This is a genomic window from Inhella gelatinilytica, assembly GCF_016093295.1.
GTDB lineage: Bacteria > Pseudomonadota > Gammaproteobacteria > Burkholderiales > Burkholderiaceae_C > Inhella > Inhella gelatinilytica.
Window position 1 is genome coordinate 924,606 of the sequence record NZ_JAEDAL010000001.1, and the last position, 25,171, is coordinate 949,776.

Annotated in this window: 20 protein-coding genes; 14 read left to right on the top strand and 6 right to left on the bottom strand. The window is 63.9% G+C overall.

Features of this window, described 5'->3' with window-relative positions; genetic code table 11:
* The first annotated feature begins 2 nt into the window (after positions 1-2).
* The 7 genes from I7X43_RS04275 (at position 3) to I7X43_RS04305 (ending at position 10,095) form a co-directional block, all read left to right on the top strand.
* Positions 3-3,479: an Ig-like domain-containing protein gene (locus tag I7X43_RS04275; RefSeq protein ID WP_198099641.1), complete on the top strand. Its 3,477-nt coding sequence runs from the start codon at positions 3-5 to the stop codon at positions 3,477-3,479.
* Positions 3,480-3,636: 157 nt separating this feature from the next.
* Entirely contained in the window at positions 3,637-4,587 is a 951-nt protein-coding gene (locus I7X43_RS04280; protein ID WP_310737513.1) for a glycosyltransferase family 2 protein, read from the top strand.
* Positions 4,587-4,964, top strand: a complete 378-nt coding sequence (locus I7X43_RS04285; protein ID WP_198099642.1) for a GtrA family protein — start codon at positions 4,587-4,589, stop codon at positions 4,962-4,964. Before I7X43_RS04280 ends, I7X43_RS04285 begins: the two co-directional genes overlap by 1 nt.
* Entirely contained in the window at positions 4,940-6,661 is a 1,722-nt protein-coding gene (locus I7X43_RS04290) for a hypothetical protein (RefSeq protein ID WP_198099643.1), read from the top strand. The genes I7X43_RS04285 and I7X43_RS04290 overlap by 25 nt, the downstream gene beginning before the upstream one ends.
* A 120-nt stretch (positions 6,662-6,781) precedes the next feature.
* Complete coding sequence (locus I7X43_RS04295; RefSeq protein ID WP_198099644.1) at positions 6,782-8,038, top strand: MFS transporter; 1,257 nt, start codon at positions 6,782-6,784, stop codon at positions 8,036-8,038.
* A 71-nt stretch (positions 8,039-8,109) separates the two neighbouring features.
* Positions 8,110-9,822, top strand: a complete 1,713-nt coding sequence (locus I7X43_RS04300) for an MFS transporter (RefSeq protein ID WP_198099645.1) — start codon at positions 8,110-8,112, stop codon at positions 9,820-9,822.
* 75 nt (positions 9,823-9,897) lie between these two features.
* Positions 9,898-10,095 carry a hypothetical protein gene (locus I7X43_RS04305; protein ID WP_198099646.1) on the top strand — a complete coding sequence of 66 codons (198 nt, stop codon included), beginning with the start codon at positions 9,898-9,900 and terminating at the stop codon, positions 10,093-10,095.
* 228 nt (positions 10,096-10,323) lie between these two features.
* Here I7X43_RS04305 and I7X43_RS04310 read toward each other — a convergent pair whose 3' ends face one another.
* Positions 10,324-10,767, bottom strand: coding sequence for a Dps family protein (locus tag I7X43_RS04310; RefSeq protein ID WP_198099647.1), 444 nt, complete (start codon positions 10,765-10,767; stop codon positions 10,324-10,326).
* Positions 10,768-10,988: 221 nt separating this feature from the next.
* Here I7X43_RS04310 and I7X43_RS04315 point away from each other — a divergent pair, with 221 nt between their 5' ends.
* The 7 genes from I7X43_RS04315 (at position 10,989) to I7X43_RS04345 (ending at position 20,698) form a co-directional block, all read left to right on the top strand.
* Positions 10,989-12,362: a NarK family nitrate/nitrite MFS transporter gene (locus I7X43_RS04315; RefSeq protein ID WP_310737514.1), complete on the top strand. Its 1,374-nt coding sequence runs from the start codon at positions 10,989-10,991 to the stop codon at positions 12,360-12,362.
* 21 nt (positions 12,363-12,383) lie between these two features.
* The gene (locus I7X43_RS04320; RefSeq protein WP_198099649.1) at positions 12,384-16,172 is read left to right on the top strand and encodes a nitrate reductase subunit alpha; all 3,789 of its coding nucleotides are present in this window, start codon (positions 12,384-12,386) and stop codon (positions 16,170-16,172) included.
* A 21-nt stretch (positions 16,173-16,193) separates the two neighbouring features.
* Positions 16,194-17,717: a nitrate reductase subunit beta gene (narH, locus tag I7X43_RS04325; protein ID WP_198099650.1), complete on the top strand. Its 1,524-nt coding sequence runs from the start codon at positions 16,194-16,196 to the stop codon at positions 17,715-17,717.
* A gap of 2 nt (positions 17,718-17,719) precedes the next feature.
* Complete coding sequence (narJ, locus tag I7X43_RS04330; protein ID WP_198099651.1) at positions 17,720-18,394, top strand: nitrate reductase molybdenum cofactor assembly chaperone; 675 nt, start codon at positions 17,720-17,722, stop codon at positions 18,392-18,394.
* Positions 18,391-19,086, top strand: coding sequence for a respiratory nitrate reductase subunit gamma (gene narI, locus I7X43_RS04335; RefSeq protein WP_198099652.1), 696 nt, complete (start codon positions 18,391-18,393; stop codon positions 19,084-19,086). The genes narJ and narI overlap by 4 nt, the downstream gene beginning before the upstream one ends.
* 134 nt (positions 19,087-19,220) lie before the next feature.
* The gene (locus I7X43_RS04340) at positions 19,221-19,979 is read left to right on the top strand and encodes a peptidylprolyl isomerase (RefSeq protein WP_198099653.1); all 759 of its coding nucleotides are present in this window, start codon (positions 19,221-19,223) and stop codon (positions 19,977-19,979) included.
* 29 nt (positions 19,980-20,008) lie between these two features.
* Positions 20,009-20,698, top strand: a complete 690-nt coding sequence (locus I7X43_RS04345) for a carbonic anhydrase (RefSeq protein WP_198099654.1) — start codon at positions 20,009-20,011, stop codon at positions 20,696-20,698.
* A gap of 20 nt (positions 20,699-20,718) precedes the next feature.
* On the opposite strand, the gene I7X43_RS04350 is transcribed toward I7X43_RS04345, so the two are convergent.
* The 5 genes from I7X43_RS04350 to I7X43_RS04370 form a co-directional block, all read right to left on the bottom strand.
* Positions 20,719-22,314 (bottom strand): methyl-accepting chemotaxis protein, encoded by a 1,596-nt coding sequence (locus I7X43_RS04350; RefSeq protein ID WP_198099655.1) that lies wholly within the window; start codon positions 22,312-22,314, stop codon positions 20,719-20,721.
* 95 nt (positions 22,315-22,409) lie between these two features.
* A complete protein-coding gene (locus I7X43_RS04355) occupies positions 22,410-23,894 on the bottom strand; it encodes a PAS domain-containing protein (protein WP_198099656.1) in 1,485 nt (494 codons plus the stop codon).
* Positions 23,895-23,900: 6 nt separating this feature from the next.
* Complete coding sequence (locus tag I7X43_RS16500; RefSeq protein WP_198099657.1) at positions 23,901-24,275, bottom strand: PhnD/SsuA/transferrin family substrate-binding protein; 375 nt, start codon at positions 24,273-24,275, stop codon at positions 23,901-23,903.
* Positions 24,241-24,660: a PhnD/SsuA/transferrin family substrate-binding protein gene (locus I7X43_RS16610; RefSeq protein ID WP_198099658.1), complete on the bottom strand. Its 420-nt coding sequence runs from the start codon at positions 24,658-24,660 to the stop codon at positions 24,241-24,243. Before I7X43_RS16610 ends, I7X43_RS16500 begins: the two co-directional genes overlap by 35 nt.
* On the bottom strand, positions 24,657-25,079 hold the full coding sequence (locus I7X43_RS04370) for a bacteriohemerythrin (protein ID WP_198099659.1): 423 nt from the start codon (positions 25,077-25,079) through the stop codon (positions 24,657-24,659). The genes I7X43_RS16610 and I7X43_RS04370 overlap by 4 nt, the downstream gene beginning before the upstream one ends.
* Between the last annotated feature and the right edge of the window lie 92 nt (positions 25,080-25,171).

Genomic DNA, 25,171 nt, shown 5'->3' on the forward strand with positions numbered 1-25,171 from the left:
CCATGGCCGACATCAAGCTAACAGATGGCGACGACCTATATGAACAGTCCACTGCTGACCGCGACGCCGTGGCGTGGAACACCATTTGGGGCCAAAAAGGGAACGACATCATCAAGCTCTACCAGGGCGTGGCGATGGGCGGGCAGGGAAACGACCGCATTGAGCAGCTGCCGACCACCGAAAGTTGGCGCACTGTCGGTGTTGCCTATTGGGACTCTCCAACCGGAGTCGTGGTGGATTTGGCGAGTGGCATCGCCCAGGACGGATGGGGAACGGTAGATACGTTAATTGGTAATTTCGTTGACATCCATGGCACAGGCTTTGCGGACACATTTATTGGCAATGCGCTGAACAACTTCTTCTGGTGCAATGGTGGCGCTGACACGGTCAATGGCGGGGATGGGGTGGATACCGTTGCCTTGTCTTGGTTTGAGCCCGCGCCGGGACAGCCTTGGCGCTCTCCGACGTTTGATGAGTTGGACATCCAGGTGTCGTCGGACGGCACTGTGGCCACAGTTCGCCCCAAGTTCGGTATTGGGTTTTCGTACACCCTGACGAACGTCGAAAAAATCACTTGGTGGGATAGCCAGAGCAACCGGGAGTACACCTATTGGCTTGCAGATCTGATCACACCTGACACGCTGGCCCGACAAGGCCTGTTGGCGGCCGACGCCAATCGCTGGAACGCGAGTGGTCCCGTGGGCACGGCGGTCAACGTGAGCTACAGCTTTGTGGAAGTAGCGCCGGCCAGCGGGCCGGGGGCCACGGGGTTCAGACCGTTTTCCCCAGCGGAACGACAGGTGGTGAGAGATCTTTTGGCCCAGACCGCAGCCCTCACACAGATCACCTTTGTCGAGGTGAGCGAGACGGGCGGCTCGACAGGCCAAATGCGGTTTGGTGTGAGCCAGCAGGCCGCCACCAAGGGCCTGGCCTACCTCCCGTTCCAGGCCGGCGCTGGCGAGGCCGCGGGGGATGTTTGGATGGACCTCGAGTCCATGCTGGCGCTGGCCCCTGGGACTGAGGGCTATCAGGCCCTGCTGCATGAAGTGGGGCATGCGCTGGGGCTGCGGCATCCGCGCAATACCGAAGGTGGTGACGCCTGGGCAACGCAGTTGAGATTACAAGACGACCGCACGGCCCTCACGGTGATGTCGAGCTCGCTGTCCCCGGATGGGCTCTTCCGCGCGGATTGGGGCCCCCTGGATGTGCTGGCGCTGCGCTACCTCTACGGGACGCGGACGGTGGGCTCCGGCGACACGGTCTACACCCTGGGCAGCAGCCAAGCCAATGCCCAGACCGCCCTCGTGGACGATGGGGGCACCGACACGCTGGATGCCTCGGCCTATGTCACGGGCGTGAGCCTGAACCTTGCCAGCGGCGCCCTCTCCAGCATTGGTATGTCCAGCCAGGGCTTTGTGGGGGTGGACAACTTAGGGCTGGTGGCGACCACGGTCATTGAAAACGCCATCGGTTCTTCGTTTGACGATGTGCTGCTGGGGAACGCTTCGGACAACCGCATCCAAGGCGGACCGGGAAACGATTGGATCGATGGCGGGGCGGGAACGGACACCGCCGTTTTTGAAGGGAAGCGCAGCGACTACGAGTTGTCGAATGCCTTCAGCAAGCTCTACGTCAAGAGCCGGGACGGCAACTCGGGCTTTGACACCCTCATTTCGATCGAACGACTTCAGTTCAGTGACCTGACCTTGACGCTGGCCGCAACGGGGCTCGGCTCTGACGGACGGTTCAGCGTGGATGAAGATGCCGCCCTGCAGGGCCAACTGCCCGACCCGGCGGGCGTGGAGCGCAGCACCGTCACCTATCGCCTGGTGGGCAACCCTGCGCATGGCACGGCCACGGTGAGTTCGACGGGGGCCTTGCAGTACACCCCCACGAGCAACTATTGGGGTTGGGATTGGGTGGCCTTTGAGGTGGTGGCCGCCACGGGTGCCAACCAATACCTGGCCTTTGTCCAAGTGCTGCCGATCAATGACGCCGCCCCAGTGGCGCAGGCCGTGCAGATGTCGGTGGAGGCTGCAACCACGCTGACCGCCACGCTGCCGGTGGCCACCGATGCGGATGGCGACGCGGTGGTCTACAGCCTGGGCGAAGACCCCTCGCATGGGGTGGCCAGCGTGAGCAGCAGCGGCCGGCTCACCTACACCCCGACCCTGGGTTTTGTGGGCACCGACGTCTTCAGCTACGGGATCAGTGACGGGCTGGGGGGCAGCAACACCTACAGCATCACGGTGACCGTGTTGGCGGGCCCCAATGTCCCGCCCGTTGGCGCGGGGGGATCGGCCACGGGGACCGAAGACCAAAGCCTGGCGGGCAACTTGCCGACCGCGGTCGACCCCAATGGCGACACCCTCACCTACGCCAAAGCCACCAACCCCAGCCACGGCACCGTGGTGGTGAACGCCAACGGCACCTACACCTACACCCCCGCGGCCAACTACTTTGGCAGCGACAGCTTCACGTTCACGGTGAGTGATCCCAGCGGCGCGAGCAACACCTACACCCAGAGCCTGACCATCACCCCCGTGGTGGACACCATCATGGGCGGTGCAGGCGCCGACACCTTGACCGGCACGACGGGCGACGACCTGCTGCAAGGCCTGGCCGGCGACGACCGCCTCACCCTCGGCGCGGGCAACGACACCCTGGACGGCGGCAGCGGTTTTGACATTGCCTACGTTGGCGGCAGCACGGCCGCCAACTTCAACCTCAAGACCGGCATCGGCACCCTGGGCAGTGCCACCTTGAGCCTCAGCGGCATCGAAGCCATCCGCGGCAGCAGCAGCGCCGACACCTTCACTGGCCTGGATGGCACCGACAAGCTGCCCGGAGAAGTCTTCCGTGGCGCCGGGGGCAACGACACCATCAATGGCGGCACCGGCATCGACCGCGCTGAATACAGCGGCAAGTTCAGTGACTACCAAGTCACCCGCAAAGCCGGCACCATGGAAGTCACCGTCAGCCACAAGAACAACGGGGCGGACGGCACGGACAGCCTGAACAGCATCGAACTCCTGGTCTTCCAAGACCGGGTGGTGGGCTTTGGGCAGCGCGCTGAAGACGTGGCGCGCGTGGCCTTTGTGCTGTGGAACCCGGCCATCATCCAGGTGCCCGAGCTCTTCTCAGCCGGCTTGAGCTTCTACCTGAACGAATACGGCTACAGCCTGAACGACCTGTGCAAGGTGGCGCTGATCTTCCGGCCTGAGAAGACCGCACAAGAGCTGGTGGCCACGCTATTGGCCAACACCCCGGGCACCACCAAGACTGCAGCGCAGCTCTACGCCATCATGGACGCCAACGGGGGCCAAAGCAGCCAGACCGGATGGGCAGCGGCGATTGAGGCCATGGCGCTGGACGCGGCGACCACGCAGCAGATCGAGCTCATGGGTGTGGCCAATGGCCTGGAGGCCACGATGACCTGGGGTGGGCAGACCTTGTTCGGGGCGTTGGTGGGGGGGTGAGCGGAAGGAATGCGGCATGATGGGTTCCATGCGCATCAAAGAGAGCTTTCGAATCAGGGAAATCCTCCCCCCCCCGACGCTGACCGGACTGGCCTGCCGGTGTGATGGTCCGGCCCCGATCGGGACCTTGCGGCTTGGGTCGACTGGGGTCTGAACTGTGCAGCAGGCTAAGTCTGAGGCTGGTCAGCGACTGTCGATCGTTGTTCCTTTGTTCAACGAAGCGGCTCACCTAGAGACGACGTTTGCTCGCCTTGCCGCCAGTGTCGAGGAGCTGGGGCTGCAGACGGAGTGGATCTTGGTGGACGATGGATCCACTGATTCGACCTGGGAAGTGCTGCAGCAAATCGCGGTGCGTGCCCCGGGAGTTCAAGGGATTCGCTTGAGCCGAAACTTTGGCAAGGAGGCGGCGCTGGCGGCCGGTTTGGAGCGGGCGGACGGCGATGCGGTCGCGGTGCTGGATGGTGATCTCCAGCATCCCCCCGAGCTGTTGGCCACGCTGGTCGCCCATTGGCGCGCTGGCGCCGAGGTGGTGGAAGCGGTCAAGCGGGACCGGGGCGACGAAGGGCCGTTCAAGCGTTGGACGGCGCGCCTTTTTTACGCCGCCTTCACCCGGTTGACGGGCCAGCCCCTGGAGGGGGCCTCGGACTTTAAGCTCATGGACCGCCGGGTGCGCAATGCCTGGATGCAACTGGGTGAGCGCAACCTGTTCTTTCGGGGGATGCACGCTTGGTTGGGCTTTCGCCGGGTCCAGGTTCCTTTTGATGTGGCGTCGCGCGTTGCGGGGGCTAGTACCTGGTCAGGCTGGGCACTCTGCCGGCTGGGCATCCGGGCGCTCACTGCGTTTTCTTCGGCACCGCTGCAGCTGATTTCGATCTTTGGCTTGGGCTTTCTGGTCTTCGCCCTGGGCCTAGGGCTCCAAACCCTGGCTCGGAAGTTCTCCGGGCATGCGGTAGATGGTTTCACCACGGTGATCTTGCTGCAGTTGATCGTGGGTGGCGCCTTGATGGCGGGGCTGGGCATCATCGGCACTTACATCGCGCGCATTTACGACGAGGTCAAACAGCGGCCCCGCTATTTGGTCGCCGAGACCACCCAGCGGCTGCTCTGATGTTGAAGCAGGTCGCCCGGTATGGGGTGGTGGGGTTGATCGGAACTGCCGCGCATTTCTTGTTGATGGTCGCGGCCGTTGAGATCGGTGACTGGGATCCGGTGGCGGCGGGTGTGCTGGGGTTTGTCGCGGCGCTCGTGATCTCGTACGCCCTGAACCGGTGCTGGACTTTCAGGACAGGTGGCCCGGTTGCAAAAGGCTTCTTGCGGTTTACAGCCGTTGCTTTGTTTGCATTGGCTGTTAACAGCGGCCTGTTGTTTGTTCTGGTGCATGGCGTGCAGTTGCATTACCTGCAGGCGCAGATCGCACTGATTTGGGTGCCGCCTTGTTTGAATTTCGTTCTCAACCGGCGATGGACATTCGCGACACCTCGCTGAAGCCGAACGGCCGGGCGGGTTCAGCGGGAGCCTGGGTGACCTGGCTGCTGCTGATGGCCGTGCTGGTGCTCAAGTACCACGGCTTGTGGGTGGCGTACTGGCGGGCGGACGACCCAGCCTTGTTGCACTATGCAATGCAGACCTCGTGGGCCGCACCGTTCCTCGACCCGGCGAGTTGGCACCAGATTTCCGGTAGCAATCTGACGCCCTGGCTCATTTTCTCGTTGAAGCTGGATCTGGCGCTGTTTGGCCTGAACCCTTCGGCCTTCTACGCGCACCAGTTGCTGGCGATGGCGGCACTGCTGAGTGTGGCCGTGCGGCTGCTGCAGCGTTGGGTGCCGCTGCCTTGGGTGGCGATGGGGTTGGGCCTGTTCGTGATCGCGCCGCCTACGGCTTCGGTGGTGGAGGCGTTGATGACGCGCCATTACCTGGAGGGGCTGCTGGCGGCCCTGCTTGCTTTGTGGGCGTTTGTGCGCGCCGACGAGGCCCGGTCGCTGGGCGCGCGTTCGGCCGTGATCTGGTCCTGGCAGGTCGTCTCGTGGGTGGCTTACGTCGTGGCCCTCACTGCCAAAGAGGTCTATGCGCCGCTGCCGCTGTTGCTCCTGGTGTGGCCCATGCGTACTGACCGACGGGGGCTTCGGGTTCTGCCGTTTTGGGTGATCCTGGGTCTCTATTTGGGTTGGCGCAGGTTGATGCTGGGGGTGGTTTCAGGGGGCTATGCCGCGTCCGAGACTTGGTTGGTGGAGTCTGCCTTGGTGGCGTTCGGCCACACGTTGCAGCGCCTGCCCGCTTTGATGTGGGGCGAGTGGTGGGGTGTGCCCCTGGGGTTGACATTCCTCGCCAGCCTCTGGGTGCTTGGGTGCCGCCTCCGCCGTGCGGTACCCGCAATGGTGTTGGGCCTGATTGCGGTGGCACCGCTCTTGCCTTTGTCGATTTATCCCGGGGTCACGGCGCCGGACCGTTACCTGTTCTTGCCCGTCTTTCTGCTCAACGTAGGGGTGCTGAGCCTCGTCGGGCAGGCCTGTGCTGCGTTGCCAGAGCGTGCACGCTGGGCGCTGGGAGTGCTCTTTGGGCTCGCATGGGGCGTACCGACGGCTGTGCACGAGGCCCGTCAGGCGCAGGCGCGAGGGGCGCTTGCGCAGGAGTACGACGTGCAGGGGCGCTACCTGTGGGCCCATGAAGACGGCGAAACCTACATTCCCTCGGAAGTCCTGCTCAATACTTACTTGTATGCGGACCAACTCTGCCGCATCAAAGCGCAAGCGGGTGTCACCTGTCCAACAGCACTGATGTTGGGTCACGACCTTCCTGCCCCGGGGGCTGCAGCTGTTCGTGCCTACGAGGCCGGTCACATGCGGGTGCTGGATCCCGCACAGGTGCGCCAGCGCTTGGCCCTGGAAGGAAAGGTTGCCCTGCAAGCGCAGTGGAGCTTGCAGGCCGGCGTGCTGCGCTGGCGCCTGGAGGCTGATGTACCTGGCGCCTTTGCGGTGGTGTCCCGTGAGTTTGGGCGCTACTGGCTGCCGGCCGAGGGCAGCTTGCGCACAGGTCTCAAGGGACTGGAGTTTCGGCTGCTGCATGTCGATGTGGCGGGGCGCGTAGGGTCGTCGCCGCTGCTGCGGCTGACGCATGGGGAGTTCTGGTGTCTGCGCGTGCCAGCCGCCCCATCGAACGGGGACTGCCCCCTAGTCCCAAAGTAGTACCCCGGGACCGCCCTGCCGTCCTCCTTCCGCGGCGGCGGGCCTCCCCCCACGGTTGAATGGTTGCGAAGGGGCTGGCGGCGCACAGTGACGGGTATCCCAAAAGAAGAGGAGCCTGTCATGGTTTCCGGCGCGATCCCCAACAGTCGAAAAGCGTGGTCGGTGCTGATCGTCAGCACGCTGGCCTTTACCGTGTGCTTCATGGTCTGGATGATGTTCGGCGTCATCGGCATCCCCATCAAGAAGCAGCTGGGTCTGAATGCCACCGAATTTGGCCTGCTCACCGCCACGCCGGTGCTGACCGGTTCGTTGGTGCGCGTGCCGCTGGGCATCTGGACGGACAAGTACGGCGGCCGCATTGTGATGGCGCTCTTGATGGCGGCCACGGTGCCGGCCATCTGGTTGATGGCCTACGCCACCGAGTACTGGCATTTCCTGGTCATCGGCCTCTTCGTTGGCCTGGCGGGCGGTTCGTTCTCCGTGGGCACGCCCTACGTGGCCCGCTGGTTCCCAGCCAACCGCAAGGGCATGGCCATGGGGGTGTATGGCGCCGGCAACTCGGGCGCCGCGGTGAACAAGTTCATCGCTCCGGTGCTGGTGGTGGCCTTTGGCTGGACGATGGTGCCGCAGGTGTACGCGGCCATCATGGCCGGAACGGTGCTGCTGTTCTGGTTCTTCAGTCACCACGACCCGGCGCACACGGTGCAGAGCAATGCCAGCTTCATGGAGCAGCTCAAGGCGCTGAAAGACCCCAAGGTGCTGAAGTACTGCCAGTACTACAGCATCGTGTTCGGCGGCTACGTGGCCCTGGCCCTGTGGATGGTGCAGTACTACGTGGGTGAGTACGGTCTGGACATCCGCGTCGCCGCCCTGTTGGCGGCCTGCTTCTCGTTGCCCGGCGGCGTGCTGCGCGCCATCGGCGGGGTGCTGTCGGACAAGTACGGCGCGCACAAGGTCACCTGGTGGGTGATGTGGGTGAGCTGGATCTGCTTGTTCTTGCTCAGCTACCCCCAAACCGACTTCACCGTCATCACGGTGAATGGTCCGCAGACCTTCCACATTGGTTTGAACGTCTATGCCTTCACCGCGCTGATGGGCATCTTGGGCGTGGCCTGGGCCTTCGGCAAGGCCAGCGTCTTCAAGTACATCGGCGACGAGTACCCGCACAACATCGGCACCATCTCCGGCATCGTCGGTCTGGCTGGCGGCCTGGGCGGCTTCGTCCTGCCCATCATGTTTGGCGCCTTGCTGGACTTCACGGGTATTCGATCCAGCGCCTTCATGCTGATGTACGGCGTGGTCTGGGTTTCGCTGATCTGGATGTACTGGACCGAGGTGCGCGGCACCGAGGTGATGAACAAGACCGTCACCGCTTGAACCTTTCGCAGCGGGCCCGATTGTTCGTGAGGCTCGCTGCCCCCTTTCTCTAGCCCACAAGGCAGCCCATCATGGCAAAAATTCAAAACTGGAAGCCGGAGGATCCCACCTTCTGGCAAGAGCAGGGCAGTGCGCTGGCCTGGCGCACCTGCGCCATCACCACGTTCTCGCTGATCTTCTCGTTCGCGACTTGGTTCGTGATGAGCGCGGTGGTCGTGCGCATGCCGGCCATTGGCTTCAAATTCACCACCACCGAGCTGTTCTGGCTGGCGGCCATGCCGGGCCTGGCTTCGGGCATCCTGCGCTTGATCCACTCGAACTTCATCCCGGTGCTCGGGACGCGGCCGGTGATCAGCATCTCCACCATCATCAAAGTCATCCCCATGGTGTGGCTGGGCTATGCGATTCAAGACCTGAATACGCCCTACATGACCTTCCTGATGATTGCCTTCCTGTGCGGCATGGGCGGGGGCGACTTCTCGTCCTTCATGCCCAGCACCAGCATCTTCTTCCCGAAGCGGCTGCAGGGCACGGCCATGGGCATCCAGGCCGGCATCGGCAACTTCGGGGTCTCGGTGGTGCAGTTTGTGGCGCCGTGGATCATTGGCTTTGCGGCACTCGGGGCCAGCGTGGGCGGCCCCCAAGTCTTCACCAAAGGCGACGCCATCAAGGGGGCGCTGACCGTGACCAAGGCCGAGGGCAAGGTCACCGATGTGGGGGTCAAACCCGAGTACGCGGCAGCGGTTGAAGTCGTGCGCGGCGAAGACGGCCAAATCAAGGATGTGGTGTTCAAAGAGACCGACACCGTGAAGGCCATCAAGGCGGATGTGGAAAAGGATGCGAACGGCGTCATCACCCAGGTCAACACCACCAAGGGTGTGGCGCTGGAAGTGAAGCGCAATCCGGACGGGGCGATTACGGATGTCAGCCTGAAGAACGTGGTGAAGAAGGGCATGTGGTTGCAGAACGCCGCCTTCATCTGGGTACCTTTCCTGGTGCTGGCCTTCATCTTGTCCGCCCTGTTCCTCAAGAGCCTGCAGTTGCCCACGCGGGGGTTCATGGGTCAGTTCGAGATCCTTTCGAGCCGCAACCGGGCCCGCACGCACACTTGGAACTGCACGATCACCTACATCTGCTCGTTCGGTTCGTTCTCGGGCTTCTCGGCCGCCTTCCCCATGCTGATCAAGACGCTGTACGGCGGCTTTGATGGCGCGCCGGACCCGCTGGCCTACGCCTACCTGGGCCCGCTGATTGGGGGCTTGGTGCGCATGCTCACCGGGGGCTTCTTCGACAAGATCGGTGGCTCCAAGGGCATGCAGTGGACGACGCTGGGCCAGATCCTGGGGGTGGTGTATTTGGTCATGAGCGGCAGCCTGACACCCACGAGCGTGGCGCAGTTTGACGGCTTCCTCTGGGGCATGCTGTGGATCTTCCTGATGAGCGGCATCAACAACGCGGCCACCTTCCGCCAGTACCCCATCGTGTTCGCCTACTCGCCGGCCAAGGGCGCGCAAATGCTCGGTTGGACGGGCGCCTGGGCGGCCTTTGGGCCCTTCGTCTGGAACGCGCTGATTGGCACCTCACTGGACAAGACGGGCACCGTGACGGCCTTCTTCGTCGGTGCGGCGGTGTTCTACGCCTACTCGCTGGTGGTGAACTGGTGGTACTACACCCGCAAGGGCGCTGAACGGTTCGATTACGGCAACGCCGGTGGTACGTGGTGGGATGCACTGAGTGAACCCGAGAAAGACAAGATGCGCCGCATCGACCTCAAGCAAGCCTGATTGATTGCCGCACACTCAAACGGCCGAACGCCGCCTGGCTTCGGCCGTTTTTCCATGGACTCTCCCGGATCTCGAATGACTTCTCTGGTTCACATCGGTGCCGTCGTTTACGGCCTGCTCCTGGTGGCGGCCGTCTTTGTGCGCACGCCCTTGACCGAGGCCCTGCGGATCGACTCGCTCTTCATTCCGGATGCCGGCGAAAAGTCCCGTCCGCTGAATCTCATCCTGGGCCTGCTGATTGCCGGCTACGGGGCGTGGTCCTTGCTGCAGTGACTGGCGCCACCCAAAAGAACTAGGCGCGGCGGCCGGCTCCTCCTGCCAAGGAGCGTTGGCCGCTGCCCAACGGCAGGATGGCGCCGCGGGTCGGCGTTGGGCACAGTCCTGATCAAGGTGAAGACAGGCGGTCGCCTGTTGCCGCGGTCTTGACCTTGTTTGCGCCTGGGGCCCTGGCGGGTCCCTTTTTTGGGCTCCCTTGCGGGAGCCCTTTTTCTTTCGTTGGGATTAATCCTCCAACAGGGCGCGCAGCATCCAGGCGGTTTTCTGGTGGGCATCCAAACGCTGCGTGAGCAAGTCCGCGGTGGCGGCGTCCGGCGTGTGCTCGGCCAATGCGAGCAGTTCACCCAGCGACTGGATCAGCAACTGGTGCCCCGCCAGCAGGTGGCGCACCATGTCGAGCGCTTTGAGCGGCTCGCTTGGCGCTTCTGCAATGACCGTGAGTTGCTGGAATTGGCGGTACGACCCCGGGGCCCGGGCGCCCAACGCCCGGATGCGCTCGGCGATGGGGTCGGTGGCGTTCCACAGCTCCGTGTACTGCGTCATGAAGAGCGCGTGCAGCGAGGGAAACAGCGGACCCGTGACGTTCCAGTGAAAGTTGTGCGTATTCAGGTACAGCGTGTGGGTGTCGGCCAGCAGCTGGCTGAGGCCTTGGGTCAAGGGATGGGTCATGACGGGACTCCGAGTGGCAATGGCGATAGGGTCGTTCTTGCTGCCGAATAAATCCAATCGATTGAATCAAATGCATCGATAGATATCGTCACTAGTACCAAAGGAGTAGACGCCTGGGTTCGTCCCTCCTTCCACCGATGCCGGCCGCTCGCCTGCCGGCAGGATGGTGAGGGAGACCAAGAGCGGCAACAGTGCAAGGTGTCAACTTGCCCCTGCTTGCCGTGAGCGCCACCGCTTTGATTCAGCACTGGAACCCCGAGGACGCCGCCTTCTGGCGCGGCCAGGGCCGGGCCGTGGCGCGCCGCAACCTGTGGCTGTCCATCCCGGCGTTGGCCCTCTCTTTTGCGGTGTGGATGGTGTGGTCCGTGGTGGTGGTCAACCTGCCAGCCGCGGGCTTTCGGTATTCAACCAACCAGCTCTTCTGGTTGGCGGCCCTGCCCGCCCTGTGCGGGGCCACGCTGCGCATCTTCTACAGCTTTGCGGTACCGGTTTTCGGCGGGCGGCGCTGGACGGCCCTGTCCACAGCCAGCCTGTTGCTGCCGGCCCTGGGCATCGGCTTTGCCGTGCAAGACCCGGCCACGCCCTACGAAGTGATGGTGCTGCTGGCGCTGCTCTGCGGCCTGGGCGGCGGCAACTTCGCCAGCTCCATGAGCAACATCAGCTTCTTCTTCCCGAAGGCGGAAAAGGGGACGGCCCTGGGCCTGAACGCGGGCTTGGGCAACCTGGGCGTGAGCATGGTTCAAGTGGTGGTGCCCCTGGTGGTGGCTGCCGGCGTTTTTGGCACCGTGGGGGGCGCACCGGCCCCGACGGACAAAGGCCCGTTGTGGTTGCAAAACGCTGGGTTTGTGTGGGTGCCTTTCATTGTGGCCAGCAGCCTGGCGGCGTGGCTGGGCATGAACGATTTGGCCGACGCCCGCGCCAGTTTTGGCGAACAAGCGGTGATCTTCACGCGCCGGCACAACTGGCTGATGTGCTGGCTCTACATCGGTACCTTTGGCAGCTTCATTGGCTATTCGGCGGGTTTTCCGCTGCTCATTCAGAGCCAGTTCCCCGGCGTGAATGCCCTGCAAGTGGCGTGGCTGGGTCCGCTCGTCGGGGCCCTGAGTCGACCGCTGGGTGGCTGGCTGAGTGACCGCGTGGGTGGTGCCCGGGTCACCTTCTGGACCTTTGCGGTCATGGCCTTGGGCGTGCTGGCGGTACTGATGACGCTGCCTGGCGCGGGTCGCGCCGGTTCCTTTGCCGGTTTTTTGAGCGCCTTCTTGCTGCTTTTTGCCGCCTCCGGGGTGGGCAATGGCAGCACCTTCCGCATGATCCCCGTGATCTTTCTGACCCTGCACCAGCGGGCCGCGGGCCCGCACGTGGCCGCCCAGGACCAAGCGGTGCGGGACGCCAACAAGGAGGCGGCGGCGGTGCTGGGGTTCAGCTCCGCTGTGGGTGCCTACGGCGGTTTTTTTATTCCGAAGAGCTACGGCACCTCGATTGCCCTCACGGGCAGCGCCGAGGCCGCGCTCATCTGTTTCATTGCGTTCTACGTCAGCTGCTTGGCCATCACCTGGTGGTTCTACAGCCGGCGCCACGCGCCCATGCCCTGTTAAGGGTTCAACAGGAGAGACTCCATGTCGCATTTCCTTGACCGCCTCACGGCCTTTGCGCTGCCCAAAGAAGGCTTCGCCAATGGCCATGGCGTCACCACCGGTGAGGACCGGACTTGGGAAGACGCTTACCGCAACCGTTGGGCGCACGACAAGATCGTGCGTTCGACCCACGGTGTGAACTGCACGGGCTCCTGCTCGTGGAAGATCTACGTCAAGGGCGGCATCGTCACCTGGGAAACCCAGCAGACCGACTACCCGCGCACGCGCCCGGACCTGCCCAACCACGAACCGCGCGGCTGCCAGCGCGGGGCCAGCTACAGCTGGTACCTGTACAGCGCCAACCGCGTGAAGTACCCGATGGTGCGCGGCCGCCTGCTCAAGCGCTGGCGCGAAGCCCTGGCCGTGGCCAAGAGCCCGGTCGATGCCTGGTCCCTGATCCAAGACGACCCCGCCGCACGCCGCGACTACCAGCAGGTGCGCGGCATGGGTGGCTTTGTGCGCTCGACCTGGGACGAAGTGAACCAGCTGATCGCTGCGGCCAACGTCTACACGATCAAGAAGCACGGCCCGGACCGCGTGATTGGCTTCTCGCCGATCCCTGCCATGTCCATGGTGTCCTACGCCGCCGGCAGCCGCTACCTGAGTCTGATCGGTGGCGTCTGCATGAGCTTCTACGACTGGTACTGCGACTTGCCCCCGAGCAGCCCGCAGATCTGGGGTGAGCAGACCGACGTGCCGGAATCGGCCGATTGGTACAACTCCAACTACATCATTGCCTGGGGCTCCAACGTGCCCCAAACCCGCACGCCGGATGCCCACTTCTTCACCGAGGTGCGCTACAAGGGCGCCAAGACCGTGGCGGTCACGCCTGATTACTCCGAAGTCGCCAAGCTGGCCGACCTCTGGCTGCACCCCAAGCAAGGCACGGACGCCGCCTTGGCGATGGCCATGGGTCACGTGGCGCTGAACGAGTTCTACTTCAAGCAGCGTTCGGCCTACTTTGACGACTACGCGCGCCGTTACACCGACATGCCGCTGCTGGTGATGCTCGAAGAGCAGACCCTGGCCGACGGCCGCAAGGTGCTGGCACCCCAGCGCTATGTGCGCGCCAGCGATTTCGACAACAAGCTGGACCAGGCCAACAACCCCGAGTGGAAGACGGTCGCCTTTGACACCAGCGGCCGCGTGGTGCTGCCCAATGGCTCGATCGGCTTCCGCTGGGGCGCCGACGGCCGCGACGACAAGGGCAAGTGGAACCTGGAGTCCAAGGAAGCCCAGGGCGACGGCGACGTCAAGCTCAAGCTGTCGATCATCGAGGACGGCGCGCAGGCCCATGAGGTCGTGGACGTGGCCTTCCCCTACTTCGCCGGTACCGAGCACCCGCACTTCAAGTCCAACCAGCAAAACGGCGACGCCAACGTGCAGCGCGTGCCGGCCAGCCGCATGCACCTGGGCGGCAAGGACGTGCTCGTCGCCACCGTGTTCGACCTGCAGGTCGCGCAGTACGGCATCAACCGCGGCCTGGGTTCGGGCGCCAAGAGCTACGACGACGACGCGGCCTACACCCCGGCCTGGCAAGAAAAGATCACCGGCGTGCCGCGTGATCAAGTCATCACCGTGGCGCGTCAGTTCGCCGACAACGCGGACAAGACCCAGGGCCGCTCGATGATCATCATCGGCGCCGCCATGAACCACTGGTACCACTGCGACATGAACTACCGCGGTGTGATCAACCTCTTGATGATGTGCGGCTGTATCGGCCAGAGCGGTGGCGGCTGGGCCCACTATGTGGGCCAGGAAAAGCTGCGTCCGCAGACCGGCTGGACGGCACTCGCCTTCGCGCTCGACTGGAGCCGCCCGCCGCGCCAGCAAAACAGCACCAGCTTCTTCTACGCCCACACCGACCAGTGGCGCTACGAAAAGCTGGGCGTGGACGAGGTGCTGTCGCCCTTGGCGACCCAGGCCCAACGCCAGGAATTCAGCGGCAGCATGATCGATCAGAACGTGCGCGCCGAGCGCATGGGCTGGTTGCCCAGCGCCCCGCAGCTCAAGACCAATCCGCTGCAAATCGTCAAGGACGCCGCCAAGGCCGGCATGGATCCCAAGGACTATGTCGTCAAGGGCCTGAAGGACGGCAGCCTGACCATGAGCTGCGAGGACCCGGACCATCCGGACAACTGGCCGCGCAACATGTTCGTCTGGCGCTCCAACCTGCTGGGCTCCAGCGGCAAGGGTCACGAATACTTCTGCAAGCACTTGCTGGGCACCAGCAACGGCGTGCAGGGCAAGGACTTGGGGACTGACGACGCCAAGCCGCTGGAAGTGCAGTGGCACGACAAAGCGCCCGAAGGCAAGCTGGATCTTTTGGTGACGCTGGACTTCCGCATGAGCACCACGGCGCTCTACTCGGACATCGTGTTGCCCACCGCCAGCTGGTACGAGAAGAACGACCTCAACACCAGTGACATGCACCCCTTCATCCACCCGCTGTCGGCGGCCGTGGACCCGGTGTTCCAGTCGCGCTCCGACTGGGAGATCTACAAGGGTCTGGCCAAGGCCTTCAGCGAGGTCTGCGTCGGCCACCTGGGCGTGGAAAAGGAAATCGTGCTGAACCCGCTGATGCACGACACCCCGGCCGAGTTGGCCCAGCCTTTCGGTGTGCAGGAATGGAAGAAGGGTCAGATCGACCTCATCCCGGGCAAAACCGCCCCGACCATGACCGTGGTCGAGCGCCATTACCCCGACACCTACAAGCGCTTCACCTCGCTCGGCCCCCTGATGGACAAGCTGGGCAACGGCGGCAAGGGCATCGGCTGGGACACCAAGACCGAAGTCGCGCAGCTGGGTGAGTTGAACGGTGTGGACGGCGAAGGCCGCCCGCGCATCGTGAGCGACATCGACGCCTGCGAAGTGATCCTGCAACTGGCGCCGGAAACCAACGGCCACGTGGCCGTCAAGGCCTGGGACGCGCTGAGCAAGTACACCGGTCGCGACCACGAGCACCTGGCCCTGCACCGCGAGGACGAGAAGATCCGTTACCGCGACGTGCAGGCCCAGCCGCGCAAGATCATCAGCTCGCCGACCTGGTCGGGCCTCGAGAGCGAGAAGGTCTCCTACAACGCCGGCTACACCAACGTGCACGAGCTGATCCCATGGCGTACCTTGACCGGCCGCCAGCAGTTCTACCAGGATCACCCCTGGATGGTGGCCTTCGGCGAGGGCTTCAGCAGCTATCGCCCGCCGGTGGACTTGAAGGCCACCAGCGAAATGCTGGGCGTCAAGCCCAACGGCAACAAGGAAATCCAGCTCAACTTCATCACGCCGCACCAGAAGTGGGGCATCCACAGCACGTACAGCGACAACCTGATGATGTTGACGCTGAACCGCGGTGGCCCCGTGATCTGGCTGAGCGAGGACGACGCCAAGTCGGCCGGCATCGAGGACAACGACTGGGTCGAGCTGTTCAACGTCAACGGCGCCATTGCGGCCCGTGCGGTGGTGAGCCAGCGCGTGAACCCGGGCATGACCCTGATGTACCACGCGCAGGAAAAGATCATCAATGCCCCGGGCAGCGAGATCACCGGCATCCGCGGTGGCATCCACAACTCGGTCACGCGCGTGGTGCTCAAACCCACCCACATGATCGGCGGCTACGCCCAGTACAGCTACGGCTTCAATTACTACGGCACGATCGGTACCAACCGCGACGAATTCGTCATCGTGCGCAAGATGAAGAACGTGGACTGGCTGGACACACCCACGGACGACCACCTCGCGCCTGCCTACCAAGCGCAAGGCGAGAACCCCTGATCACGACGCGAGGAGAAACACATGAAAGTTCGCGCCCAAATCGGCATGGTGCTGAACCTGGACAAGTGCATCGGCTGCCACACCTGTTCGGTCACCTGCAAAAACGTCTGGACCAGCCGTCCCGGCGTGGAGTACGCCTGGTTCAACAACGTCGAAACCAAGCCCGGCATTGGCTATCCCAAGGAGTGGGAGAACCAAGACAAGTGGAACGGCGGTTGGATTCGCAAGAGCGATGGTTCCATCGAGCCCCGTCAAGGCGGCAAGTGGAAGCTGCTGATGCGCATCTTCGCCAACCCGAACTTGCCGGAGATCGACGACTACTACGAGCCGTTCACCTTCGACTACGACCACCTGCACTCGGCCCCCGAGATGAAGGCCTCGCCCACGGCGCGTCCTCGCTCGCTGATCACCGGCCAGCGCATGGAGAAGATCGAGTGGGGTCCGAACTGGGAAGAAATTCTCGGCGGCGAGTTCCACAAGCGCAGCAAGGACAAGAACTTCGACCACATCCAGAAGCAGATGTACGGCGAGTTCGAAAACACCTTCATGATGTACCTGCCGCGCCTGTGCGAGCACTGCCTGAACCCGGCGTGCGTGGCCTCGTGCCCCTCGGGCTCGATCTACAAGCGCGAGGAAGACGGCATCGTCCTGATCGACCAGGACAAGTGCCGCGGCTGGCGCATGTGCGTCTCGGGCTGCCCGTACAAGAAGATTTATTACAACTGGAAGAGCGGCAAGGCTGAGAAGTGCATCTTCTGCTACCCCCGCATCGAAGCCGGTCAGCCCACGGTCTGCTCGGAAACCTGCGTGGGCCGTATCCGCTACCTGGGTGTGTTGCTGTATGACGCGGACCGCATCCAAGAAGCGGCCAGCGTCGCCAATGACAAGGATCTGTACCGCGCCCAGTTGGACATCTTCCTGGACCCGAACGACCCGAAGGTGATCGAGCAGGCCCGCAAGGACGGCATCCCCGACAACTGGCTCGAGTCGGCCAAGAACAGCCCCGTCTACAAGATGGCCGTGGACTGGAAGGTCGCGCTGCCGCTGCACCCCGAGTACCGCACGCTGCCCATGGTCTGGTACATCCCGCCGCTCTCGCCCATCACCTCGGCCGCCAACGCCGGGCACCTGGGTCAGAACGGTGAGATCCCCGACGTGAACCAGCTGCGCATCCCGGTGCAATACCTGGCCAACCTGCTGACCGCCGGCGACACCGCCCCGGTGACGCGCGCCCTGGAACGCATGCTCGCCATGCGCGCCTACCAGCGCGGCGTGCACGTGGACGGTCAGCGCAACGCGGCGGTGCTGACGCAAGTCGGCATCACCGAGGCGCAGGTGCAGGACATGTACAAGATCATGGCCATCGCCAACTACGAGGACCGCTTCGTCATCCCCACCACGCACCGTGAGTACGCTGAGAACGCGTTCAACGTGCGCGGCGGCTGCGGCTTCAGCTTCGGCAACGGCTGCTCCGAGGGTGTGACCGAGACCAGCCTGTTTGGCTCGGAGAAGAAGCGCACCATCCCCATCAAGGTGGGGGTCTGATCATGGCGCTGCCTTCCAAAATGGTGCACAGCCTGCGCGTCCTCGCGCGGCTGGTGCGCTACCCCGATCAGGCGGTGCGTGACCTGTTGCCCGAGCTCCAAGCGGCCCTGCGCGCCGAAGCGGCGCTGGGCGCGGCGCGCCTGCGGGAGATTGATGCCCTCATCGATCACCTGCTGAGCGCCGACCCGCTCAAGGTGGAGGCCGAGTTCGTCGAGCAGTTCGACCGCGGGCGCCGCACGGCGCTCTACCTGTTCGAGCACGTGCACGGCGATTCGCGCGACCGCGGTCAGGCCATGGTGGACCTCATCAAGACCTACGAAGAAGCCGGGCTCATGATGGACCCGGGCGAACTGCCCGACCACCTGCCCGTGGTGCTGGAGTACGCCAGCACCCAGCCGCCCGAAGCAGCCCGCGCCTTCCTCGGTGAGCTCTCGCACATCCTCAAGGCCATTCACACGGCCCTGGTGGAGCGTCGAAGCCCCTACGCCAGCGTGCTGGCCGCGGTGCTGGACCTTGCCGGGGAAGCCACGGAAGCGGTGGCCCTCGCGCCCGAGCCGGCCATGGACGAGGCCTGGCAGGAGCCCGAGCCCTTTGGTGGCTGCAACAGCAAGGGCCAGACTGGCCCGCAACCCATTCAAATCCACCGCCGCAAGGCGGGCGAAGGAGCACGAGCATGAGCCTTCATAACTTTCTCTTCGTCGTCTATCCCTACATCTGCCTCTCGGTCTTCCTGATGGGCAGCTTGGCGCGCTTTGACCGCGACCAGTACACCTGGAAGAGCGACTCCTCCCAGATGTTGCGCAAAGGGAGCCTGGGCTGGGCCAGCAACATGTTCCATGCGGGCATCTTGTTCTTGTTCATGGGTCACACCGTGGGCATGCTGACCCCGCACGCGCTGTATGAGCACTTCATCAGCCCGGCCAACAAGCAAATGCTGGCGATGGTGGCCGGCGGCATTGCCGGCGTGATCTGCTTCATCGGCTTGACCGGTTTGATCGTGCGTCGCATGAGCGACCCGCGCATCCGCCTGACCAGCCACCGCACGGATCTGGCGATTCTGCTGATCCTGTGGGTGCAGTTGAGCCTGGGTCTCTTGACCCTGCCGGCGTCGATGTCCCACGCCGATGGCTCCGTCATGTTGCAACTGTCCGACTGGGCGCAGCGCATCGTCACCTTCAACCCGGATGCGGCCGGGCTGGTGAACCTGCACTGGACCTACAAGGTGCACATGGTGCTGGGCATGACCATCTTCTTCTTGTTCCCCTTCAGCCGTTTGGTGCACGTGTGGAGCGGTCTGGCTTCCATTGGCTACGTGCTGCGCCCCTACCAAGTGGTGCGTTCGCGTCGCATGAACTTGCCCCAGCGATAAGCCCCCCCCCGAAGCGGCTGCGCCGCCTCCCCCCAGGGGGCGACACCAGCGGCCCGGCCAAGCCGGTTCCGCGGTGTCCGCTTGGGGGAATAGGCGGCTGTGACGATTCGTAACGAGAGCCCTAGGATTGATCGATGAATGCCCCGACCGTCAACGGCGTTGCCATCGCCACCCCCGATGAACAGCTGGACGCCGACACCCTGCGTCAGCGCGCCCACACCGAACTGCTGCGCCAAGCCGCGCAACGCGATGGGCTTTTGGGGGCCGAAGACCAGCCCACGCCGGACGGGGTGCTCAGCGAAGCGGCCAGCCAGGCCATTGAAACCTGGCTGGACCGCCACCTCGCCCTGCCCGAACCGGACGACGCTGCCTGCCGCCGCTACCACGCGGCCAACGCGGCCCAATTCGGCGAGGGCGAGCAGGTCAGCCTGCGTCACATCCTCTTTGCCGTTACCGAGGGAGTGGACGTGAGCCTGTTGCGCCAGCATGCCGAGCGCATGCTGCTGCAACTGCGGGCGGCCGACCGGCCTGAAGCCTTTGCCGAGGCTGCCGGCCAGTGGTCCAACTGCCCCAGCGGGCAGCATGGCGGCCAGCTCGGTGAGCTGCGCGCTGAGGACTGTGCTCCTGAATTTGCCAAGGAAATTTTTGGCCATCCCGAGGTGGGCGTGTTGCCCCGCCTGGTGCACAGCCGCTTTGGCCTGCATGTCGTTGAAGTGCTGGCCCGAAAGCCCGGCACGCAGCCGCTGTTCGAGCAGGTGCGTTCCGCGGTGCAGCAGCGTTTGCGCCAGCAAACCTTCACGACCGCCCTGCGCCACACGCTGATGCGTTTGGCGTCCGAAGCCGACCTCGTGGGCGTTCCGCTGGACACGGCCGAAACGCCCCTGGTGCAGTAAGGTTCAGGGCTCTGTCACCCGAGACTGCCATGCCGGACGAACTGCTGGAGCGCTTGCGCCGATTCCAAGACCAGGCCTTCCCGGCCCAGCGTTCGCTGTTTCGACACTTGGTGGAGGACGGCCAGCATCCGCTGACGTTGTTCATCGGCTGCTCCGACTCGCGTCTGGTTCCCTATCTGTTGACGGGGGCCGGACCGGGCGAGCTCTTTTTGGTGCGCAATGTCGGGGCCTTTGTGCCGCCGTCCGATCAAAGCCAAGGCTTTCACGGCACGGCGGCGGCGATCGAGTTTGCGGTGCTGAACCTGCAGGTCAAACGCATCATCGTGTGCGGGCACACGCACTGCGGGGCCATTCGGGCTCTCTATGGTGGCGCGCCGGACGAAGCCCAAAACCTCAAGGCGTGGTTGGAGCTCGGTCGTGAAGCGGCGTTGCCCGTGGCCGAGCCCGGCCCGGACGTGCTGCGCCGCACCGAGCAGCGGGCCATCGTGCTGCAACTTGAACGCCTGATGGACTACCCCATGGTGCGCCGCCGCGTGGAGGCCGGGCAGATGACGCTGCACGGCTGGCACTACGTCATCGAGGACGGGGAGGTCCATGTCTTTGATGTGGAGACTGGCGGCTTTGTGCCCGCCTCCAAGGCCGTGAACGCCGGTACGGGGCCGTACCGCTTTGATTTGCCCGACGACGCCTTCGACGCCAGCGGCGTGCCCAGCCTGTAACCGTGCGCCGCGATGGGCCGCTAGTTTGAGCGCGTTGTTCGCCGCAAACTCACGGCATCCAGCTGACTGAGGGTTTGCTCCCCAGGGCGCAGGCGGAACAAACGGGTGGCGATGCTGACCTGTTCCACGCGCTCCAGCATGGCCTGGGTGGCGGCGCTCAGCTGCTCCACCAGCGCCACGTTCTGTTGGGTGACCCCATCCAGCTCGGTGACCGATTCGTTGACCTGACGGATGCCCGCGCCTTGCTCTTGAGCGGAGGCGGCAATGGATTGCAGCGCCTCGTCCATGGCGCGAACGGCAGTCAGGGCGTCGTCCATGCGCTGTTGGGCTTCGCGCCCATGCTGGCTGCCCTGATCGACCAGGGCGCGCGAGGCTTGAATGACGTCGCGCACCTGCTTGGCGGCATCGGCGGCCCGGCCGGCCAGTGTGCGGACTTCGGCGGCGACCACGGCAAAGCCCCGGCCGGACTCGCCGGCGCGCGCGGCTTCGACCGCAGCATTCAGGGCCAGCAGATTGGTCTGGAAGGCGACGCCTTCCACGACTTGAATGATGTGGGCGATGCGTTCGGTGGCCGCTTGAATGTCGCTCATGCCCTGGGTCAGGGCCGTTACCGCGCGGTGGCTGTGCTGGGCCACGGTGGCGGTGTCCCGCGCACGCGCGCTGCCGTCCCGGGCGGAGTCGGCACTCTGGCTCACCGTGGCGTGAATTTCCTCCATGGCCGAGGCAGTCTGCTGAAGGTGCCCGGCCTGCCGCTCGGTGCGCTCCGACAGATCGAGGCTGCCGGCGCCGATCTCTTTCATGGCTTGGCGCAGACCGTCAATGTCCTGCCGCGCGTCCCAGACGACGCTGCGCAAATTCAACCCCACCTGGCGCAGGGCCAACTGCAAATCGCGCAGAGGCCCGTGCGAGGCCAGGCCCACGTCATGGGCCAGATCGCCCGCCCCCAACCGGCGGGCATCGTGAACCAAGTCTTGCAGGCGCCGGGCCAGCAACCACTCCATGCTCAAGGCCCCCGCCAGTGCCAGGGCCCCGGCCGCCGGCAGGGCCCACGGACTGGGCAGCAGGGTGGCGGCAGAGGCACCGGACCCCACCAACGCCAGCCCCGCAATCCAGCTGTGTCGCCCGGGTCGGTGCTGCCACAAAGCTTGTAGGCGGCCCGGCCACCCGCTGCGGAAGAAGCGCCCCTCCCGCAGCACCAGGCTGGGGTTCGGCCCCTTCAGCGCGGTGAAACCGGCCTCAGCGGCCTCAATCATGTCCCGGGGCGCGGCCACCCGCACGGACAGGTAGCCGGTGATGTGGGGACCGTCGCGCATGGGGGTCGCATTGGCCAACACCCAGTAGTGGTCCCCGTTCTTGCGTCGATTTTTGACGGGGGCGGTCCAGGGGCGGCCCGCTTGCAGCGTGTCCCACAAATCTTTGAACGCTGCGGCAGGCATGTCCGGGTGTCGCACGATGTTGTGGGGCTGGCCGAGCAATTCCGCCTCGCTGTACCCGCTGACTTCGATGAACGCGCGATTGGCGTAGGTGATCCGCCCCTTGAGGTCGGTCACGCTGACCAAGGTCAGGCCGTCGGGCAGTCGGTGCTCGCGGCCGGTGGCGGGTTGAAGGCGGCTCATGTGCGGGCCAATTGGCGAGGGGAAACGATTCTTTCTAATCAGGGCGGGGCTGGCCTTGACGCACGTCAAGGACCGAAGTCCAGATCCCGTTGCCCCTAAGTTCGCGCGGCAGCGTTCTCGAAAGCTGCGATCCACCCGGGAATCTGCTCAGCAGGAATGGGCTTAGAAAAAGCATAGCCCTGGCCCAGTTCGCAACCCAGTTCAACTAGCAGTTGCGCCAAGTGCGCGTTCTCCACGCCCTCGGCAATCACTCTTCGATCGAAGACTTTGGCAAGGCTAATGACCGCCTCAACGATTGCCCGGTCGCCCGCGCTGTGCGCCATGCCGCGGACAAAGGACTGGTCGATTTTGAGCGTACCAATCGGAAGATGCTTCAGGTAAGCCAAGGACGAATAGCCGGTCCCAAAGTCGTCAAGCGCGAAATCCACGCCAAGCGTTCGAACCTGTCGGTGGGCATGGGCCGTGGCTTGGCTCAACCTGTCGGATAGCAAAGCCCGGTTGGGCAACCCGGTGAGGGCGTCAAAGTGAGCGACTTGCTCCAGCCGTTGCTGGTGACGCTTGAGTTCGGTGATGTCAGTAAAAACCGCAACGAAATGGTGCAGCTCTTCGTGCTCGTCTCGGACAGCACTGATGCTCAGAATTTCCGGGTAAATCTCGCCGGACTTGCGTCGATTCCAAATTTCGCCGCTCCACTGTCCATCGGAGAGCAGGGTGTTCCACAGGTTTTGAAAGAACTCAGCGGACTGCCGCCCCGACTGAAGAACGCGTGGGTTTCGGCCCAGCACTTCACTGCGTTCGTATCCCGTAATGCTTGTAAATGCAGGGTTGACATCCAAGATGTTTCCCTTGGGGTCGGTAATCGTGATCCCCTCGCGTGCATGGGTGAACACACTCGTCATCAAGCGAGTTCGCAGCAGTTGCGTGAGCTCGGGTCTGAGGTCGCGAACAAAGGCCAGCGCCGCCGTTTGCGGTCCCTTGGCATTGGGCTGAACCAGCTTCAGGACCACTTCCACCGGGAACGCCTGTCCTTGGGCGTCCAGTGCCTGGGATTCGCATCGCTGTTCAGTCCCGGCCGTTTGCTCCTCCAGGGTGCGCCGAAGTAGTTTGAGAAGGGTGGGGTGGGTGTTGTCCGGAAATGCCTCTTGAATGAAGCGCGCCCCCCGGCGCATGCGTAGCCCGAAAAGCCTGTCGGCGGTTCGCCCCCACAGTTTGATGGCCCCCCGGCTATCCAAGCTGATGACGGCGTCGCGCGAAGCATTGGCCAGCATGCCGAGCCGTTGAAAACTGCGGCGCAGACGCCGGTGCTCCCATGCCAGTACGGCGCCTGCGGTCATTAGCAGTACCAGTGCGGATATCCCGCCGATGACACCCGCCTGGTGGGTCCGCCAAATTTCAGCCAGGAGGGCTTGGCCTTTGTTTTCGAACGGCGGTGCGTTGTTGGCCTTCAATACGGTGGCAACGCTTCGGTAGTCGGCTGGGATGGTGAACCCCGTTACCGCCGCATCGCCGTCATGGGTAAAGGTCAACAGCGCAGTCGCGATCTGGCGCCCGCGCTCGGCTGAAACGCTGGGGTGTAGCAAGACCGGTCACTCCGGATATAGCGTCGTGGAAACATGCAAATGAAAGCCTCGCCATGTCTTGGCGTTGAGTATGCGGATCTTCTGGAGATCGACCAGCTTCAGCGCCGCCATTTCCTCAAGCAATCCGGTGCGAACAAATCCCACGGCAGCCCGTCCGTCGAGTACGGCATACACCACATCACGCTGATTCCCTCCGACACGCAGAACGCCACGGCCATCGGGGGGCTGTAGCCCCTGAACGAGCATCTCGTAGGCCTGCATTTGGTAGGCCCCCAGCCACTGGGTGTCCGGGGTGGCGACGACGTACTTGCTCAGGTCGGCAAGCGAGGTTGGTGCATGGGGTCCTTCAAGAGAAAAGACCACACCACCGAACGTGCTCATGGCATTGGAGTCGCTGTTTCCCCCCCCATCGCGTGAGGCGCGTTGCGATCGGGCCGATTGCCTCCCGGCTTTCGAGCAATTCAATGCCATGCCCCGGGTGGGAAATGAGCACATCAATCTCCCCCTCAGCCAGCTTCTCATTGAGCCCTTGATGGGTTGATGCAGTTAATTCAACGGGGGCGGCGAGAGACTTGGCGAGGTGCGTGAGCAAGGGTTGCCACTTGGCCCCTTCTTCCGTCGGACTCCCTACTGCGAGCACCCCCACGCGGAGTGCGGGCTCGGCCAGCGCGCCGGCGCATGCGCCGATGAGCAGCGACAGAACCTGGACGCCGCGAATCCCTATTCGCAGCGCCCATTCGAAACGAGCCGGTTTGCTTCCGCTCACCGTGGGTCACCCGAGCGGTTTCGGATCGCTTGAATGTGTTGGGCCAAATCCCGATCCGAGCGGCGAATGTGCAAGGACAGCCAATCGCGACACGCCAGTGAGAGCATTGAGGACACGGCCAGTGAGTGGGAGGCGTGCAGGTGATGCAATTCCTGCATGCGATCGGCGAACCGTTCGTGCTGGTGGTGGTGCTCGGCCGTCAAGGGGTAATCCACGGTGGCCATCACCGCCTCCTCACGCTGGAAATGCTCTTGGGTGTACCGAATCAGTTTCTCCAGAACTTGGCCCACCACCACATGCCCCCGGCCTGCCACCGTGTGTTCGTGCAGCTGATTGATCAACGCAATGAGTTGACGATGATCGTCATCGATTGCGCCGCCATCAATTTCCATGTCGGGTGTCCATTCAAAGAAAGACATCGGGAGCTCCTTGCCTCACGGGTGCACCAGCAAGCGAAGGCGCACGGAGGTGGCGTGCGCCGGCAGGCTCGTTTGCGAAGTATGGATCCATC

Excerpts from the sequence above, each read along its gene's own strand:
- I7X43_RS04275 (WP_198099641.1), top strand. The coding sequence starts at position 3 with ATGGCCGACATCAAGCTAACAGATGGCGACGACCTATATGAACAGTCC.
- I7X43_RS04285 (WP_198099642.1), top strand. The coding sequence starts at position 4,587 with ATGTTGAAGCAGGTCGCCCGGTATGGGGTGGTGGGGTTGATCGGAACT.
- I7X43_RS04290 (WP_198099643.1), top strand. The coding sequence starts at position 4,940 with ATGGACATTCGCGACACCTCGCTGAAGCCGAACGGCCGGGCGGGTTCA.
- I7X43_RS04295 (WP_198099644.1), top strand. The coding sequence starts at position 6,782 with ATGGTTTCCGGCGCGATCCCCAACAGTCGAAAAGCGTGGTCGGTGCTG.
- I7X43_RS04300 (WP_198099645.1), top strand. The coding sequence starts at position 8,110 with ATGGCAAAAATTCAAAACTGGAAGCCGGAGGATCCCACCTTCTGGCAA.
- I7X43_RS04305 (WP_198099646.1), top strand. The coding sequence starts at position 9,898 with ATGACTTCTCTGGTTCACATCGGTGCCGTCGTTTACGGCCTGCTCCTG.
- I7X43_RS04310 (WP_198099647.1), bottom strand. The coding sequence starts at position 10,767 with ATGACCCATCCCTTGACCCAAGGCCTCAGCCAGCTGCTGGCCGACACC.
- I7X43_RS04320 (WP_198099649.1), top strand. The coding sequence starts at position 12,384 with ATGTCGCATTTCCTTGACCGCCTCACGGCCTTTGCGCTGCCCAAAGAA.
- narH (WP_198099650.1), top strand. The coding sequence starts at position 16,194 with ATGAAAGTTCGCGCCCAAATCGGCATGGTGCTGAACCTGGACAAGTGC.
- narJ (WP_198099651.1), top strand. The coding sequence starts at position 17,720 with ATGGCGCTGCCTTCCAAAATGGTGCACAGCCTGCGCGTCCTCGCGCGG.
- narI (WP_198099652.1), top strand. The coding sequence starts at position 18,391 with ATGAGCCTTCATAACTTTCTCTTCGTCGTCTATCCCTACATCTGCCTC.
- I7X43_RS04340 (WP_198099653.1), top strand. The coding sequence starts at position 19,221 with ATGAATGCCCCGACCGTCAACGGCGTTGCCATCGCCACCCCCGATGAA.
- I7X43_RS04345 (WP_198099654.1), top strand. The coding sequence starts at position 20,009 with ATGCCGGACGAACTGCTGGAGCGCTTGCGCCGATTCCAAGACCAGGCC.
- I7X43_RS04350 (WP_198099655.1), bottom strand. The coding sequence starts at position 22,314 with ATGAGCCGCCTTCAACCCGCCACCGGCCGCGAGCACCGACTGCCCGAC.
- I7X43_RS16500 (WP_198099657.1), bottom strand. The coding sequence starts at position 24,275 with ATGAGCACGTTCGGTGGTGTGGTCTTTTCTCTTGAAGGACCCCATGCA.
- I7X43_RS04370 (WP_198099659.1), bottom strand. The coding sequence starts at position 25,079 with ATGTCTTTCTTTGAATGGACACCCGACATGGAAATTGATGGCGGCGCA.